At 64.4% G+C, this 17,205-nt stretch carries 10 protein-coding genes and 1 riboswitch; of the genes, 5 read left to right on the top strand and 5 right to left on the bottom strand.

All coding sequences use genetic code 11. From position 1 onward, the window contains the following. Positions 1-2: 2 nt before the first annotated feature. On the bottom strand, positions 3-2,681 hold the full coding sequence (gene alaS / locus FIU28_RS10165) for an alanine--tRNA ligase (RefSeq protein WP_143572819.1): 2,679 nt from the start codon (positions 2,679-2,681) through the stop codon (positions 3-5). Between the two features lie 214 nt (positions 2,682-2,895). Next, positions 2,896-2,995: riboswitch (glycine riboswitch) on the top strand. A 135-nt stretch (positions 2,996-3,130) separates the two neighbouring features. On the opposite strand from alaS, the gene gcvT reads away from it, so the two are divergent. From gcvT to gcvP, 3 genes are all read left to right on the top strand, one after another. Beyond that, positions 3,131-4,273, top strand: a complete 1,143-nt coding sequence (gcvT, locus tag FIU28_RS10160; RefSeq protein ID WP_143572818.1) for a glycine cleavage system aminomethyltransferase GcvT — start codon at positions 3,131-3,133, stop codon at positions 4,271-4,273. 9 nt (positions 4,274-4,282) lie between these two features. Further along, entirely contained in the window at positions 4,283-4,648 is a 366-nt protein-coding gene (gcvH, locus tag FIU28_RS10155; protein ID WP_143572817.1) for a glycine cleavage system protein GcvH, read from the top strand. 135 nt (positions 4,649-4,783) lie between these two features. Next, positions 4,784-7,645 (top strand): aminomethyl-transferring glycine dehydrogenase, encoded by a 2,862-nt coding sequence (gcvP, locus tag FIU28_RS10150; RefSeq protein ID WP_143572816.1) that lies wholly within the window; start codon positions 4,784-4,786, stop codon positions 7,643-7,645. A gap of 211 nt (positions 7,646-7,856) precedes the next feature. Here gcvP and FIU28_RS10145 read toward each other — a convergent pair whose 3' ends face one another. Next, the gene (locus FIU28_RS10145) at positions 7,857-8,351 is read right to left on the bottom strand and encodes a YciE/YciF ferroxidase family protein (RefSeq protein ID WP_143572815.1); all 495 of its coding nucleotides are present in this window, start codon (positions 8,349-8,351) and stop codon (positions 7,857-7,859) included. A 122-nt stretch (positions 8,352-8,473) separates the two neighbouring features. After that, on the bottom strand, positions 8,474-9,634 hold the full coding sequence (locus tag FIU28_RS10140) for a M20 aminoacylase family protein (protein ID WP_143572814.1): 1,161 nt from the start codon (positions 9,632-9,634) through the stop codon (positions 8,474-8,476). 143 nt (positions 9,635-9,777) lie between these two features. Between FIU28_RS10140 and FIU28_RS10135 the strand changes: the two genes are divergently transcribed. Next, the gene (locus FIU28_RS10135) at positions 9,778-11,397 is read left to right on the top strand and encodes a GMC family oxidoreductase (protein ID WP_143572813.1); all 1,620 of its coding nucleotides are present in this window, start codon (positions 9,778-9,780) and stop codon (positions 11,395-11,397) included. 98 nt (positions 11,398-11,495) lie between these two features. On the opposite strand, the gene hpnO is transcribed toward FIU28_RS10135, so the two are convergent. Further along, positions 11,496-12,887 carry an aminobacteriohopanetriol synthase HpnO gene (hpnO, locus tag FIU28_RS10125; RefSeq protein ID WP_143572812.1) on the bottom strand — a complete coding sequence of 464 codons (1,392 nt, stop codon included), beginning with the start codon at positions 12,885-12,887 and terminating at the stop codon, positions 11,496-11,498. 100 nt (positions 12,888-12,987) lie between these two features. On the opposite strand from hpnO, the gene FIU28_RS10120 reads away from it, so the two are divergent. After that, complete coding sequence (locus FIU28_RS10120; protein WP_143572811.1) at positions 12,988-13,749, top strand: DUF2147 domain-containing protein; 762 nt, start codon at positions 12,988-12,990, stop codon at positions 13,747-13,749. A gap of 193 nt (positions 13,750-13,942) precedes the next feature. Here FIU28_RS10120 and FIU28_RS10115 read toward each other — a convergent pair whose 3' ends face one another. Beyond that, the gene (locus tag FIU28_RS10115; protein ID WP_143572810.1) at positions 13,943-16,531 is read right to left on the bottom strand and encodes an MMPL family transporter; all 2,589 of its coding nucleotides are present in this window, start codon (positions 16,529-16,531) and stop codon (positions 13,943-13,945) included. Positions 16,532-17,205: the final 674 nt, after the last annotated feature.

Below are 17,205 nucleotides of genomic sequence, written 5' to 3'. Positions count from 1 at the left end.
CGTTACGCCGCAGCCATCGCTGCTTCGATCGCGGCCAGTGCCGCGTCGGCCTTGGCGCCGTCGGGGCCGCCGGCCTGCGCCATGTCGGGCTTGCCGCCGCCGCCCTTGCCGCCGAGCACGTCGGAGGCCTTGCGCACCAGCTCGACCGCCGAAAAGCGCGCCACCAGATCCGGCGTCACGCCGACCACGACGCTGGCCTTGCCGTCTTCGCTGGTCGCAATCAGCGCCACCACGCCGGAGCCGAGCTCCTTCTTGCCCTGATCGACCAGGCTCTTGAGATCCTTGATCTCGACGCCTTCGACTAAACGAGCCATCAGCTTCACGCCGGCGACGTCGCGCACGCCGACAGGACCTGCCGCCGCGGCGCCTGCAGCAGCACCGCCACCCATCGCCAGACGCTTGCGCGCTTCCGACAGATCGCGCTCCAGCTTCTTGCGCTCTTCCACCAGCGCTGCGATGCGGACCGGCAGGTCTTCCAGCGTGGTGCGGAGTTCGCCCGCGGCACTCTTGGCCAGTTGCATCGTCTCGTTGGCGTGACGGCGTGCATGGTTGCCGGTCAGCGCCTCGATGCGGCGTACGCCGGAGGATACCGCGCTCTCGCCCGTGACCGAGATCAGGCCGATGTCGCCGGTGCGACGCACATGGGTGCCGCCGCACAATTCGACCGACCAGCCGAGCGCATTGCTGCCGCTCTCGCGCGCCGTCTTGCCCATCGACACGACACGAACCTCGTCTCCGTACTTCTCGCCGAACAGCGCGCGCGCGCCGGCGTCGCGGGCGTCGTCGACGCCCATCAAGCGCGTCGTGACTTCGTCATTTTCCAAAACGATGTCGTTGGCGATGTCCTCGACGCGGCGCAGTTCGTCGGCCGTGATCGGCTTCTGGTGCACGAAGTCGAAGCGCAGGCGATCGGGCGCGACCAGCGAGCCGCGCTGCGCGATGTGATCGCCGAGCACCTGGCGCAAAGCTTCGTGGAGCAAATGGGTCGCGGAGTGATGCGCGCGGATCGACGAGCGTCGGCTGTGATCAACATTAAGTGCCAGCGGCGCGCCGAGCTTCAGCGTGCCCTGCTCCACGGTGCCGAGATGCACGAACAGGTCGCCGGCGCGCTTCTGGGTGTCGGTCACCTTGAACACGACGCCGTCGCCGGCGATCACGCCGAGGTCGCCGACCTGACCGCCGGACTCCGCATAGAACGGCGTCTGGTTGAAGACGATGGCGCCGGTCTCGCCGGTCTTCAGTTCGTTGACTTCCGCGCCGTCCTTGACCAGCGCGCCGACCACACCTTCGGCAGTCTCGGTCTCGTAGCCCAGAAATTCCGTGGGGCCGAGCTTCTCGCGCAGACCGAACCAGATCGTCTCGGTCGCCGTCTCGCCGGAGGAGAAGCGCGAGGCGCGCGCCTTGGCCTTCTGTTGCTCCATCGCATCGGTGAACGACGCGATGTCGACCGAGATGCCGCGGTTGCGCAGCGCGTCCTGCGTCAGGTCGAGCGGGAAGCCGTAGGTGTCGTACAGCGTGAACGCGGTCTCGCCGTCGAACATGTCGCCCTTCTTCAGGGTGGCGCTCTTCTCATCGAGGATGCCGATGCCGCGGTCCAGCGTCTTGCGGAAGCGGGTCTCTTCGAGACGCAGCGTTTCCTCGATGGTTTTTTCGGCGCGCACCAGTTCGGGATAGGCCTGGCCCATCTCACGCACCAAGGCCCACACCAGCCGCCACATCAGCGGCTCCCTGGCGCCGAGCAGCTGGCCGTGGCGCATCGCGCGGCGCATGATCCGGCGCAGCACGTAGCCGCGGCCTTCATTGGACGGCAGCACGCCGTCGGCGATCAGGAACGACGACGCGCGCAGATGGTCGGCGATCACGCGCAGCGAGGCCTTCATCGGTCCCTGCGGATCCGCGCCGGTGAGATCGGCGATGGCGCGGATCAAAGCGACGAACAGGTCGATATCGTAATTGTCGTGCTTGCCCTGCAGCACCGCCGCGATGCGCTCCAGCCCCATGCCGGTGTCGATCGACGGCTTCGGCAGCGACAGGCGATTGCCGGGCGCGAGCTGGTCGAACTGCATGAAGACGAGATTCCAGATCTCGATGAAACGGTCGCCGTCTTCATCAAGCGAGCCGGGAGGGCCGCCGGGAATCTTGTCGCCGTGGTCGAAGAAGATTTCCGAACACGGGCCGCACGGGCCGGTGTCGCCCATCTGCCAGAAATTGTCCGAGGTCGGAATCCGGATGATTTTCGAATCCGGCAGGCCGATCTTCTTCCAGAGATCATAGGCCTCGTCGTCCTCGGAATAGACCGTGACCAGCAGGCGGTCCTTGGCCAGACCATATTCCTTGGTGATCAAATTCCAGGCGAGCTCGATCGCGCGCTCTTTGAAATAGTCGCCGAACGAAAAGTTGCCGAGCATCTCGAAGAAGGTGTGGTGCCGCGCGGTGTAGCCGACATTGTCGAGGTCGTTGTGCTTGCCGCCGGCGCGGACGCATTTCTGCGAGGTCGTGGCGCGCTGATAGGGCCGCTTCTCGACGCCGGTAAAGACGTTCTTGAACTGCACCATGCCGGCATTGGTGAACATCAGCGTCGGGTCGTTGCGCGGCACCAAGGGCGATGACGGCACGATGTCGTGGCCGTTATCGGCGAAGTAGTTCAGAAAGGCCGACCTGATCTCGTTGACGCCGCTCATATCAATCCCAATCGCACTCAAATCGCCCAAACCGCCGGCCTGGACGCCATTTCCCAGCGGAACGCTTTTAGACAAGGGGGCTGGCGCTGTCCAGAAACTGTGCAGCTATTCATCTAGGCAGATCAGGAGCTTGCCGCAGCAGCACAGAGCCGTGGACGGCGCCCCTGGCCGCGTTGACAGAAGCGGGGGCGGCGTGGTTTTGTCCGCTCCGTCAAAACGTCGCGTCGGGAGAGATCGGCCCATTTTCGGATGAGGCCGGCGCCGAAGGAGCAACCGCCCCGGAAACTCTCAGGCAAACGGACCGCGCGACGGGATTACATCTGGAAAGAGCCGCGCCGGACCCGTAAGGGCCGGGGCGACCGCCGACGGGATAATACTCTCAGGCACAGCGACAGATGGGGCTTTGGGTTTTTCGGGATGGTCCCGGGAAACCGCGAGGGCCCGTCCGCATGCTCGACCCCACCCCTGCCAAACTGTTACAGACGCCGCTGCACGCGCTGCACCTCGCCCGCGGCGGCAAGATGGTGCCGTTCGCCGGCTACGACATGCCCGTGCAGTACCCGACCGGCGTGCTCAAGGAACACCTGCAGACCCGCGCCGGCGCCGGCCTGTTCGACGTCTCGCATATGGGCCAGATGACGCTGCGGGCGAAGTCCGGCAAGGTCGAGGACGCCGCTTTGGCGCTCGAAAGACTGGTGCCGCAGGACATCCTGGCGCTGCCGCCGGGCCGCCAGCGCTACGCCCAGTTCACCAACGACGCCGGCGGCATTCTCGACGATTTAATGGTGGCGAATTTCGGCGACCATTTGTTCCTGGTAGTCAACGCCGCCTGCAAGGCCGAGGACGAGGCCCATCTGCGCGCGCACCTCTCCGACACCTGCCTCATCGAGACCCTGCCCGACCGCGCGCTGATCGCGCTGCAGGGCCCGAAGGCGGCCGAGATCCTAGCTCGCTTCTGCCCGCAGGCGCCGGACATGCGCTTCATGGACGCCGGTCCGCACGACGTGCACGGCATCGGCTGCTTCATGTCGCGCTCCGGCTATACCGGCGAGGACGGCTACGAGATTTCCGTGCCAGCCGACCAAGCCGAAAAGCTGGCCACCGCATTGCTCGACGTCGGCGTCTGGCCGATCGGGCTTGGCGCCCGCGACAGCCTGCGGCTCGAGGCTGGACTTTGTCTGTACGGACATGACATCGACACCACGACCACGCCGGTCGAGGCCGGGCTGAACTGGTCGATCCAGAAGAGCCGCCGCGACGGCGGCACCCGCGCCGGCGGCTTCCTTGGCGCCGACACGATTCTCTCCCAGTTCGCCGACGGCGCGCCGCGCCAGCGGATCGGGCTGCAACCGGAAGGCCGCGCGCCGGTCCGCGAAGGCGTGGCGCTGTTCGCCGATGATACCTCCGCCGAATCGATCGGCCGCGTCACCTCCGGCGGCTTCGGCCCCAGCGCTGGCGCACCGATTGCAATGGGCTATCTGCCGACGGCGCAGGCCGCCGCGGGCACCATTGTCTATGCCGAATTGCGTGGCCAGCGCGTGCCGATGCGCGTCGCCGCGATGCCCTTTGTCCCCCACAGCTACAAGCGTTGAGGAATTGAGATGACCACCCTGTACACCGAAGACCACGAGTGGCTGCAGATCGACGGCGACGTCGTCACCGTGGGGATCACCGACTACGCGCAGTCGCAGCTCGGCGACGTCGTGTTCGTCGAACTGCCGAAGGTCGGCCGCCAGTTGAAGAAGGCCGAAGCCGCCGCCGTCGTCGAATCGGTGAAGGCCGCCTCCGACGTCTACGCGCCCATCACCGGCGAAGTGCTGGAAGTGAACGCCGCGCTCACCGAAGAGCCGGCGCTGGTCAATTCCGATGCGGATAGCAAAGCGTGGTTCTTCAAGATCAAGCTCGCCGACAAGAGCGAGCTCGACGGGTTGATGGATGCCGAGGCCTACAAGGCCCACACCGCGTGATGCGTAGGGTGGACAAAGCCGTCCTGCGCGCAGCGCAAGACGGCGTGCCCACCATGTCGAGGGGCGGTGGGCACCGCGCAAGAGCGCCTTTGCCCACCCTACGAACACCATGAACAGTCGTTCGAGGAACAGCAGATGAACAAAAAACCTGCCGCTGACGTCGCTACCGATTTCGTCCGCCGCCACATCGGCCCCTCGCCATCCGATATCGCAGCGATGCTGGAAACCGTCGGCGCGTCCTCGCTGTCGGCGCTGATGGGCGAGACGCTGCCGGCCTCGATCCGGCAGAAGGCGCCGCTCGACCTCGGCCGCGCGATGAGCGAGACCGAAGCGTTGGCGCACATGACAGAGCTCGCGTCGCAGAACCGGGTGTTCACCTCGCTGATCGGCCAGGGCTATTCCGGCACCATCCTGCCGGCGGTGATCCAGCGCAACATCCTGGAGAACCCGGCCTGGTACACCGCCTATACGCCGTACCAGCCCGAGATCAGCCAGGGCCGACTGGAGGCTTTGTTCAACTTCCAGACCATGATCTGCGACCTCACCGGCCTCGACGTCGCCAACGCATCCTTGCTCGATGAAGCCACTGCAGCGGCGGAAGCGATGGCGCTTGCCGAGCGCGCTTCTTCTGCAAAGACCAAAACTTTCTTCGTCGATCATGAAGTGCATCCGCAGACCCTGGCCGTGTTGCGCACCCGCGCCGAGCCGCTCGGCTGGACGCTGGTTGTCGGCGATCCGCTCAACGAGCTCGCCGGCGCCGAAATGTTCGGTGCCCTGCTGCAATATCCCGGCACCACCGGCGTGGTGCGCGACCTGCGTCCCGTCGTCGCCGCGCTGAAAGCCAAGGGCGCGCTGGCGATCGTCGCCGCCGACCTGCTGGCGCTGACGCTGCTGGCCTCGCCCGGCGAACTCGGCGCCGACATCGCGATCGGCTCGGCGCAGCGCTTCGGCGTGCCGATGGGCTACGGCGGTCCGCATGCCGCCTATATGGCCGTGCGCGACGCACTGAAGCGCTCGCTGCCCGGCCGCCTCGTCGGCCTATCCGTCGACTCCCGCGGCGAGCCGGCCTATCGCCTGGCACTACAGACGCGCGAGCAACACATCCGCCGCGAGAAGGCGACGTCGAACATCTGCACGGCGCAAGTGCTGCTGGCAGTGATCGCGGCGATGTATGCGGTGTATCACGGCCCCGAAGGCCTGACGCATATCGCACGCGCCACGCATCGCCGCACGAAAGTGCTGGCAGCCGGGCTGAAGAAGCTCGGCTTCGTGCCGACCACTGAAAGCTACTTCGACACGTTGACGATCCCGGTCGGCGACCGGCAGGACGGCATCGTCGCCCGCGCGCTGGCCGAGAAGATCAATCTGCGGATCGCCGACGGCGTGCTCGGCATCGCGCTCGACGAGACCACGACGGATGCCACGGTGGAAGCACTGTGGCGCGCCTTCGGCGGCAAACTGGCTTTTGCCGACATCGCCCACGGCGTCAGCGACGACCTGCCCGCGGCGCTACAGCGCAAGACCGCGTTCCTCACCCACCCGGTGTTCCACGCCTATCGGTCCGAAACCGAGCTGCTGCGCTATATGCGCAAGCTCAGCGATCGCGATCTGGCACTCGACCGCGCGATGATTCCGCTGGGCTCCTGCACCATGAAGCTCAACGCCACTACCGAGATGATCCCGCTGACCTGGCCGGGCTTCGGTAGCCTGCACCCCTTCGTGCCGCTCGACCAGGCGGTCGGCTATCACGTCATGTTCGACACGTTGCAGAAATGGCTGTGCGACATCACCGGCTATGACGCCGTGTCGCTGCAGCCGAATTCCGGCGCGCAGGGCGAATATGCCGGGTTGCTGGCAATCCGCGGCTATCACGCTGCGCGCGGCGATTCGCATCGCACGATCTGCCTGATCCCCTCCTCCGCTCATGGCACCAATCCGGCCTCGGCCAGCATGGTCGGCATGGATGTCGTCGTCGTCGCCTGCGATATCAGAGGCGATGTGGATGTGAACGATTTGCGCGCCAAGGCGGAGAAGCATTCGGCGAACCTCGCCGCGGTGATGATCACCTATCCTTCGACGCACGGCGTGTTCGAGGAGCACATCCGCGAGATCTGCGACATCGTCCATCACCATGGCGGCCAGGTCTATCTCGACGGCGCCAATATGAACGCGCAGGTCGGCCTGTCACGCCCCGGCGATTACGGCGCCGACGTCAGCCACCTCAACCTGCACAAGACGTTCTGCATCCCGCATGGCGGCGGCGGACCGGGCATGGGCCCGATCGGCGTCAAGGCGCATCTCGCGACCTTCCTGCCCGGCCATCCCGCCGCCGAGGGCCACGCGGCGGTCGGCCCGGTGTCGGCCGCGCCCTATGGTTCGGCGTCGATCCTGACGATCTCCTACATCTATATCCTGATGATGTCAGGCGACGGCCTGACAACGGCGACCGAGATCGCGATCCTGAACGCGAACTACATCGCGAAGCGCCTCGATCCGCATTTCCCGGTGCTCTACAAAAACGCCAAAGGCCGCGTCGCGCATGAATGCATCATCGATCCGCGGGCGCTGAAAACCTCCGCCGGCGTGACCGTCGACGACATCGCCAAGCGGCTGATCGACTATGGCTTCCACGCGCCGACGATGAGTTTTCCGGTGGTCGGCACGCTGATGATCGAGCCGACGGAATCGGAATCGAAAAGCGAGATCGATCGCTTCTGCGATGCGATGATCGCGATCCGGCAGGAGATCGGCGAGATCGAAAGCGGCCGCTGGAAGGTCGAGGCGTCGCCGCTGCGCCATGCGCCGCATACGGTTCACGACATTGCCGACGACGACTGGCAACGTGCCTATACGCGCGCGGAAGGCTGTTTTCCGGAGGGGTCTTCACGCACTGATAAATACTGGTGCCCGGTCGGTCGCGTCGATAACGTCTATGGCGACCGCAACCTGGTGTGCTCGTGCCCGCCGATGGAAGACTACGCGCAGGCGGCGGAATAGATCAGGCGTCGGCCTCTCCGCTGTCGTCCCCGCGAAAGCGGGGACCCATAGCCTCCGTCGAAAAAGAAAGTACGCTTTGGCATCACAGCGTTCTTGTCACATCTACAGCGGTTATGGGTCCCTGCTTTCGCAGGGACGACGTGGAGAGCTCACGGCTACGCCGCTGGTGTTGAGCCAGCGGCGTGATCCGAAATAAGTTTGTCCTGCAGCCTTACGCAGCCGCTGCCAGATTCACCGCGCTTACCGCCAGCTTCGACAGCGAATCGTCGGTGGTCTTTTCCTGCTTCAGCGTCTCGTCGAGCAAGCGCGCCGCATCCTTCATGCCGAGCTCGGTGGCCCAGGTCTTCAGCGTGCCGTAGCGGGAAATCTCATAATGCTCCACGGCCTGAGCCGCGGCGAGCAGGCCGGCGTCGAGCGCGCTGGTGCCCTTGTACTCGTCCATGATTTCCTTGCCCTCGTCCAGAATGCCCATGATGGCGTCGCAGGTCTTGCCGCGGGCGGGCTTCTCGAGAAGCTCGAAAATCTTCTCCAGACGCTCGATCTGGCCTTCGGTTTCGCCTTCGTGCTTTTCGAAAGCGGCGCGCAACTTGTCCGACGTGGCGGCTTTCGCCATCTTCGGCAGCGCCTTCAGTATCTGCTTCTCGGCGAAGTAGATGTCCTTCAGCGTATCGAGAAACAGGTCGTTGAGATCTTTATCTTTAGCCATGACACACTCCGTTGAAGGTATAGGGATGTCGTTCCCGCTCCTCCAACGTGATGTCGCAAACCTTGTTCCCGCTGAATTGATATCACGTAAACATTTCGTCGGCTCTGTCGGCTAGCGTTCCATCATGCCGCTAGCGTGGTCTCCACCAGCTTCACCCAGTACGACGTACCGAACACGATGGCGTCGTCGTTGAAGTTGTAGGCGGGGTGATGCAGGCCGGCGCTGTCGCCGTTGCCGCAGAAGATGAAGGCGCCGGGACGCGCTTCCAGCATGTAGGCAAAATCCTCGGCGCCCATGATCGGCACCAGGTCTGTGTTGACCTGGGCGGCGCCGGCGATCCCGCCGGCGACCCTGGCAGCGATGTCGGTCTCGGCGGCGTGGTTGACCACCACCGGATAGCCGCGGTCGTAGGTCAGCACGATCCTGGCGCCGCTCTGCAAGGCGATGCCCTGCACCACCTCGTTCATGCGCTGCTCCATGAGATCGCGTACCTCGGGCTTCAGCGTACGCACCGTGCCGCGCAATTCAGCGGTCGACGGAATGACGTTGCCTACGTCGCCGGCGCGGAAGACGCAGATCGACAGCACCGCGGATTCCAGCGGATTGACGCTGCGCGAGACGATCGACTGCAGCGCCACGACCAGCTGGGAGCCGACCAGCACCGAATCGACGGTCTTGTGCGGATAGGCGGCATGGCCGCCGCGCCCCTCGATGTTGATCGAAATGCGGTCCATCGACGCCATGATCGGACCCGGGCGAAGCCCGAACGAGCCGACCGGCATGCCGGGATTGTTGTGCATGCCATAGACCTGCTGGATACCGAAACGGTCCATCAGCCCGTCCTCGATCATGGCCAGCGCGCCGGCGCCGCCCTCCTCCGCCGGCTGGAAGATCACGACCGCGGAGCCGGCAAAGTTGCGCGTCTCGGCGAGATATTGCGCCGCACCCAGCAGCATCGCGGTGTGGCCGTCATGGCCACAGGCGTGCATCTTGCCGGGCGTCTTCGAGGCATAAGACAGATTGGTCTCCTCCTCGATCGGCAGCGCGTCCATATCGGCGCGCAGCCCGATCACGCCGCCGGGCCGGCGGCCCTTGATGACGCCGACCACGCCGGTCTGGCCCAACCCCGTCACCACCTCGTCACAACCGAAGGCGCGCAGCCGTTCGGCGACGAAGGCCGCGGTGCGGTGCACGTCGTACATCACTTCGGGGTGGGCATGGAGGTCGCGGCGCCAGGCCTGGATGTCCGGCTGCAGCTCGGCGACGCGGGGGATGATGGGCATGGAAGATCTCGGTCAGGGGAGTTCAAGAATGGGTTATCTAGCACGTCCCGTGCCAGCCGCCCAATCCGGCGGCTGTACTAAAGGCCGCGGCACGGCTATGGCCATCCGGCGCGGCAAGCAGACCGCGGCGGGGTGCAAAAAATATGGCGACACGGCTTGATGGGGATTTCGATTATATCGTTGTCGGCGCCGGCACGGCCGGCTGCATCGTCGCCAACCGGCTGTCGGCCGATCCCGCCAAACGCGTGTTGCTGCTGGAAGCCGGCGGTCGCGACAACTGGATCTGGTTTCACATCCCGGTCGGCTATCTGTTTGCGATCGGCAATCCGCGCGCCGACTGGATGTTTCGGACCGAGCCGGAGCCCGGCCTCAATGGACGCTCGCTGGCCTACCCGCGCGGCAGGGTGATCGGCGGTTCCTCGGCGATCAATGCGATGATCTCGATGCGCGGCCAGGCCGCCGATTACGATCACTGGCGCCAGCTCGGCCTCACCGGCTGGGGCTGGGGCGACGTGCTGCCGGCGTTCAAGCATCTGGAAGATCATTTCCTCGGCGCAAGCGAGCATCACGGCACCGGCGGCGGCTGGCGCATTGAGGCGCCCCGGCTGTCATGGCCGGTGCTGGACGCTGTCGGCAACGCCGCAGCCGAAATGGGAATCCGCAAGACCTCGGATTTCAACACCGGCGACAATGAAGGCATCGGCTATTTCCACGTCAACCAGAAGCGCGGCCGGCGCTGGTCTTCCGCGCGGGGGTTCCTCAAGCCGGTACTGAAGCGGCCGAACCTGCGTCTGGAAACCGGCGTGATGGTCGACCGGCTGATCCTGGACAACGGCCGCGCGGTCGGCGTGCGCTACCTGCAGAATGGCCAGGCGATGGAAGCGCGGGCCAAGGGCGAAGTGATCCTGTGCGCCGGCGCGATCGGCTCGCCACATCTGTTGCAGCGCTCCGGCATCGGGCCGGCCGACTGGCTCCATGAGGCCGGCATCGATGTCGCGCTGGACCGGCCGGGCGTCGGCCACAATCTGCAGGACCATCTGCAGCAGCGCGCGATCTACAAGGTCTCCGGCGTCCGCACGCTGAACGAGACCTACTACAACCTCTTCCGCCGCGGCTGGATGGGCGTCGACTATGCGCTGCGGCGGCGCGGCCCGCTCACCATGGCGCCGTCGCAGCTCGGAATCTTCACGCGCTCCGATCCGCACCGCGAGCGCGCCAACATCCAGTTCCATGTGCAACCGCTGTCGCTCGACAAGTTCGGCGATCCCTTGCATCGTTTCCCCGCGATCACCGTCAGCGCCTGCAATTTGCAGCCGACCTCGCGCGGCACCGTGCGGCTACGCTCGAACCGCCCCGACGAAGCGCCCGCCATCGCGCCGCATTATCTCTCCACCGACGAGGACCGCCAGGTCGCCGCCGACGCGATCCGCGTGACGCGACGGCTGATGAAGCAACCGGTTCTGGCGAAGTATCATCCGGAAGAATATCTGCCGGGGCCCTCGGTCGGCGACGACGCCGCCTCGCTGGCGAAAGCCGCGGGCGACATCGGCACCACGATCTTCCATCCGGTCGGCACGGCGAAGATGGGCGTGGAGTCCGATGCGTTCGCGGTGGTCGATGCGCGGCTGCGGCTCTACGGGATCAAAGGCCTGCGCGTGGTGGATGCCTCGGTGATGCCGACCATCACCTCGGGCAATACCAACACGCCAACCGCGATGATCGCGGAAAAAGGCGCGCGGATGATTATCGAGGATGCGAGGTAGTTCGTAGGGTGGGCAAAGCGAAGCGTGCCCACCGCGTCAAATGCACAAGTTGGTGGGCACGGCGCAAGAGCGCCTTTGCCCAACCTACCCGATGCAGGCTACGCCGACTTCCGCACGGCGTTATCCACCAGCGTCTTGCCGAGCGACCAGATCGCGCCGGGGACACGGTGGCTGTCGGCAATCACGGTGCGGAACGAGTTCTCGATCCAGGTGCCGTCTTCTTCCGTGATGGTCAGCGGCGGCAACAGCTTGATGGTATGGCTGCCGTGGCCCGATACCTGGGTCAGGATCTTCTGTTCCTTGAACAGAGGCACCGTGATCAACTGGCAGAACAGGCCCTTGTTGGCCGACTCCAGAATGTTCCAAGACGCCTTCAGCCGCAGCGACTTCGGCGGGCCGAATTCGACGCCGATCATCAGGCCCTTGCCGCGCACTTCCTTCAGCAACTCGAAACCGGGAATCATGCCCTTCAGCGCCAGCTGAATCTGCGCGCCGCGCTGGGCAGCGTTCTCGACCAGTCGCTCGTGCTTCATGACTTCCAGCGTAGCGATGCCGGCGGCCATCGCCAGATCGTTCTTGCCGAACGTCGAACCATGCACCAAGGAGCGGTCCATGCGGTTGAATATCTTGTCGAAGATGCTCTTGCGCGTCAGCAGCGCACCGACCGGGACGTGACCGCCCGACAGCGCCTTGGCGAGCAGGATCATATCGGGCTCGACGTTCCAGTGCTCGATGGCGAGGAATTTACCGGTGCGGCCGAGACCGGTCTGGATCTCGTCGGCGATGAACAGCGTGCCGTATTTGCGGCACAACGCCAGCGCGCCGGGCAGGAACTCGTCGCTCGGCATGTTGACGCCCTTGCCCTGGATCGGCTCGACGATGAAGGCCGCGACCTGCCTGGTCGACAGCGCCTTTTCCAGTGCTACCAGATCATTGAAGGGAACCGAGGAGCAGCCCGGCAGCAGGGAACCGAAGCCGCCGCGGAAATTCGAATCGTCGGTGATCGACAAGGCGCCATAGGACAGGCCGTGATAGCCGTGGTCGCAATACAGGATCTCGTTGCGGCCGGTCGCGTTGCGGGCGAACTTCATCGCCGCCTCGACCGTCTCCGCACCCGAATTGGCGAAGAACACCTTGTCCATGTAAGGCGCGTGTTCCAAAAGGCGCTCAGCCAGAATACCGGCGAGCGTGGAAACATCCATCTGCACCAGATTGGCCAGATCCGCATCGAGCACGCTCTTCAGCGCGTTTCGCAATACCGGATGGTTCCGGCCAATCGCAAAAACGCCAAATCCGCTGAGTAGATCGAGATAGCGGGCGCCGTCGCGATCGAACAGATATTGGCCGGTTCCGCGCTGGAAGCCAACGTCGTAACCGATGGTTTTGAGGACTCGCACGAGTTGCTCGTTGAGGTGGCGGGTATGCATCGCACCGCGCTGCGCCTCGCGTTCAACAAACATCTCGGAAACGTCTATATTGGGATATAACATGAAGTTACTTACGTCGGTTGATGGTCGATACGTCAACTAGAAAACTCAAATGCGGCGATTTGCCATCGCCGAAAACCGCTACTTAAGCACAGGTCATCACATGTTGCAGCGCTCCAGCAATACCACGCGCCATCTAGTTTATTGCGGATTAGTTTTATCGGCCGGTTTTGTTTCCGCAGGTCTGTCGCCCGCCCGCGCATTGGACCCGACCGGGGATTGGCAGGTCGAGGATGCTGTAGCTGTGATCCGCGTCGCCGAATGCAATGGCAGCATGTGGGGCGCCGTAACGTGGGAGAAAATCCCCGGCGGCGTCGACAAGAACAACCCGGACGTGTCGAAACGGACCAGGCCAACGCTGGGTATGGTGACCCTGTTCGACATGAAAAAGAAGGCCAAGGCCGACGAGTGGAACGGCAAGGTCTATGACGCCCGGGATTCGGGCAAGCTTTACAGCGCCAGCATCAAGCCCAAGGGACCGAACGAGCTCGAAATCGAGGGCTGTCTGGTCTGGCCGCTCTGCGGCAGCCAGACCTGGACCCGGGTCGGCCCGCCGATCCCCTCCAGCCCGACCAACAGCATGGCCAAGGGCACCGCAGCACCGGCGCCGGCGAAGCCCGGCATCATCGCGCGGATTACCGGCACCGCGCCGAAACCTGCGCCGGGCGCAGCGCCTGCTCAGGCCGCCACAACGGCCCCTGCTCCTGCCACCGGCGCGCCGAAGGCTGCCGCCCCGGTTGCCGCGGCCGGCAAGGCTCCTGCCGGTCAGAAGACCGCCGCGGCCACTGGCCAGACCGGCGACATCGGCGATATCTGCCTGCTCCCGGAAATCGCCAAGGCGGCGCCGAGTACGGCAGCCAAGTAACGCGACCAACCGTAACGCTGGGACACCTCTCCCCACCGGGGAGAGGTCGACCGGCAGAGCCGGTCGGGTGAGGGGCTATGCAGTATCGGCGACGCGCGGCCCCCTCACCCGGATTGCTGCGCAATCCGACCTCTCCCCGGTGGGGAGAGGTGACGGAGCGTCGCGGCCTCGCTTGAGTTCGGAGCGTTAGCTTCTATTCCCCTGGCTCCCGCGGCTTGCCCATCAGGGCAGGCTGGAACAGCAGCACGGCGGCCAGCGTCACGACGAATGACAGTGCGAGCAGCTTGCCCATGCTGGCGGTGCCGGGGTGGTTGGAGAACCACAGGCTGCCGAACGCGGTGGCGGTGGTCAGCGCGCTGAAGAAGATCGCGCGCGTCAGCGACGACTGCAGCAGGTTCTTGTGGCCGGCGCGCCACGCCGTCACGTAATAGATCTTGAACGCCACACCGACGCCGAGCAGCAGCGGCAGCGCGATGATGTTGGCGAAGTTCAGCGGCAGGCCAATCAGCACGCAGATCTCCAGCGTCACCGTGCCGGCCACCAGCAATGGCACCACCGTGAGCAGCACGTCGCTGATGCGCCGCAGCGCCAGCCACAGCAGCAGCGAGATCGACAGCAGCGCCCAGATACCGGCATGGATGAAGGCGGTGACGATGGTGTCGCCGGACTTCAGGATCGAGATCGGACCGCCGACCGCGAGCGGCTCGGAGGCCAGTACGGCGCCGGCGAACTTGCGCAGCGTGTCGTTGTCGTTGGGATCGCCGGCGGGCTGCACCTCGACGCGAACCTGGCCATCCTTGGTGGTCCACGACTTCACCAGATCCGGCGGCAGCGTCTCCAGGCTGACCGGAGCCGCCTGCAGCAGGCCGCGTAGCTGCGCCAGCGCCAGCTGCAGTGGCACGACGAAAGTCGACTGCACCTTGTCGCGGGTTGCCTGATTGGCCTCCGCGGTCTTCACCAGCGCATCCGCCAGACGTTTGGCAGCGATTGCGCCCGGCCCGGTTTGGGTACTCGCGACCTTGCGCAGGCTGTCGGCGGAGTCTTTCAGCGCCGTGACGTTTTCGGCGTCGGTCGGTGCGGCATCAATCGATTCGGGATTGAGCGCGGGCTCCAGGATCTTGGCGCCGTCGCCGATCAGTTTCAGCTTGGCCGGCTGTTCCTCCGGCACGAAGCTGTTCAGCGAAATCGTGCGCGCCACTTCGGGCACCTTGGCGAGGCGTTCCTCGACCTTCTTGGCCTCGGCCTCGTTCGGCGACATCACGTTGACCGCGTTGGCGCCGGTGTTGGGATCCTTGCGCAGGTCGAGATAGGTCGCGATCGATTCGACGTTCGGGTTGCGCAGGTTGATCGGGTTGAAGTCGAACTTCAGGAAGTACAACAGCGGCAGGCCGGCCACGGTCAGCAGCAGCGTGCCGCCTATCACCCAGTAGCGCTGCTTTTCGAGGAAATCATCCACCGGCGCCAGGAAGGCATAGCCGAGCGGCTCCTTCTCGCCGGCAGGATTGAGCAGGTCGAGCAGCGCCGGCAAGGTGGTGATGCAGGCCAGGAACGCGAACACCATGCCGGCGCCGGCGATCTTGCCGAGTTCGGAGACGCCCTCATAATCGGTCGGCAGGAACGACAGGAAGCCGGCGGCGGTCGCCATCGCGGCGAGCGACAACGGAATCGCGCAGTAATGCGCGGCATTTTCCAGCGCCAGCGGCAGGTTGTTGTTCTTGTAGCGCTCGGAGCGATAGCGCACGCTGAACTGGATGCCGAAATCGACGCCGAGGCCGACGAACAGCACGGCGAAGGCGATCGACAAGAGATTGAGCGATCCGACCATCATCAGACCGACCGCGGTGGTGATCGAGAGGCCGACGATCAGCGTCGCGAACACGGCGAAGATGATCTTGGCCGAGTGCAGCGCCAGCCACAGGATCAGCAGAACGATCAGGATCGTAACGACGCTGTTGATCACGACACCGTCCTGGACGGTGGCGAATTCCTCGTTGGCGATCGGCACCGGTCCGGTCAGCCGCACCTTGGCGCCGTAATTACCGGCAATGTCGAGATCGACGGCGGCCTTGCGGATCGCGTCGGTCGCGACCTTGCCGGGCTCCAGCGCCTGGAAGTCCAGCACCGGCTTGACCTCGATGAAGCCGCGCTTGTCCGATGCGGTCAACGGCTCCGGGCTGGCAAGGCCGCGCCAGGAGAACGCAGCCGTGCCGTTCTTCAGCACATCCTCGATGGTCTGCGCGACCGTGTTGAAGGTCGGCGCAGTGGCGTCGAGCTTGAGTTCGCCGCGGCGCACGCCGGTCAATCCGGTCTCCAGCGCGCCGGTCAGGCCGCGCAGGCTGGGATCGCCGGTCATGATTTCCAGGAGCGGCGCGGCCGACTGGAACTGGCCGGTCATCTCGGCGACCTGAGCGGTCGGCAGGAACAGCAGGCCGTTCTTTTCAAAGAACGCGCCGGCGCCAAGGCGGCGCACCGAATCGAATTCCTTCTTGTTCTCGAGCAGCTTCTTCTCCAGCGCCGCGGTGGCGGCATTGGCGAATTCCGGGGTCGGCGCCTCGACCACCGTGATGATCAGCCGTTCCTGATCGAAGGCCTTGTCGAAAGCAATATCGCGCTTGCGCCAATCCAGATCAGGCGAGATCAGCTTGTTCATATCGGTGTTGATGCCGAAGTGTTCGTAAGTGTAGTACGCCGCGCCGGCTGTGAGGATGAATGAAATCAGCACCGTCAGCGACGCAAAACGGGTGCAAGCCTTCACGACGGAAACAACAAAACTGGTCAGCACACTTTTTCTTTCTGTTCCACGGAGCTTGCGAAGACTGCAGGGGCGCGACAGCTTGTACCGCGTCTCGGGATCTCAAAACTAAAGCTGTATCGGCGGCGGCTCGCCCCGAACGCCGCCCCGGCGCCCACGTTCAGCCCGGGATATAGGGCAGCAGCGTGACGAACCGCGGAGGTTTCCGGCTTTGTTTAGCCCAACTGTCTCAAGCCGCAAGTTTTGCCGTGCGTATCCCCTGCCTGATGTACCGTTCGGCGGCGCGGCTGATGTGATATTTATGTCACAGAAACGGTTCGTATTGTTGGCAGGCCCTATAAGCCCCTCCAACGAGTGATATATTTGCAGCACAGGGCAAGCAATTTAACGTTATTCAGGGGTCTGAACGCCCAGTATATCTGCTTTGCGACACAAAACCGCCAATCTGCGGTAAGAGACCCTGCCCGGCTCGTTAACATCAGGGTGGGGAGCGGACGACGGTCGAACTTCAAGTCATTGAGAAGTTTTGCACCGTCGGCATGGCGCTAGAGATTGAAGTCAGAGCTATCCTTATTGCGGCGTCGATCTGACGGGCCACGAAGAGACGATCGTACTCAGGCTATCATCGGATCAGACCGGAGTTTGACCCGGGACGGTTTGATCCAAGACAAAATTTCCGGATAAACTTGCCGGACCACTTTCGA

This window comes from Tardiphaga sp. vice154 (genome assembly GCF_007018645.1).
Taxonomy (GTDB): Bacteria; Pseudomonadota; Alphaproteobacteria; order Rhizobiales; family Xanthobacteraceae; genus Tardiphaga.
This window is presented reverse-complemented; position numbering and strand designations above follow the sequence as displayed.

Excerpts from the sequence above, each read along its gene's own strand:
- gcvT (WP_143572818.1), top strand. The coding sequence starts at position 3,131 with ATGCTCGACCCCACCCCTGCCAAACTGTTACAGACGCCGCTGCACGCG.
- alaS (WP_143572819.1), bottom strand. The coding sequence starts at position 2,681 with ATGAGCGGCGTCAACGAGATCAGGTCGGCCTTTCTGAACTACTTCGCC.
- FIU28_RS10140 (WP_143572814.1), bottom strand. The coding sequence starts at position 9,634 with ATGCCCATCATCCCCCGCGTCGCCGAGCTGCAGCCGGACATCCAGGCC.
- FIU28_RS10120 (WP_143572811.1), top strand. The coding sequence starts at position 12,988 with ATGTTGCAGCGCTCCAGCAATACCACGCGCCATCTAGTTTATTGCGGA.
- FIU28_RS10135 (WP_143572813.1), top strand. The coding sequence starts at position 9,778 with ATGGCGACACGGCTTGATGGGGATTTCGATTATATCGTTGTCGGCGCC.
- hpnO (WP_143572812.1), bottom strand. The coding sequence starts at position 12,887 with ATGTTATATCCCAATATAGACGTTTCCGAGATGTTTGTTGAACGCGAG.
- gcvP (WP_143572816.1), top strand. The coding sequence starts at position 4,784 with ATGAACAAAAAACCTGCCGCTGACGTCGCTACCGATTTCGTCCGCCGC.
- gcvH (WP_143572817.1), top strand. The coding sequence starts at position 4,283 with ATGACCACCCTGTACACCGAAGACCACGAGTGGCTGCAGATCGACGGC.
- FIU28_RS10145 (WP_143572815.1), bottom strand. The coding sequence starts at position 8,351 with ATGGCTAAAGATAAAGATCTCAACGACCTGTTTCTCGATACGCTGAAG.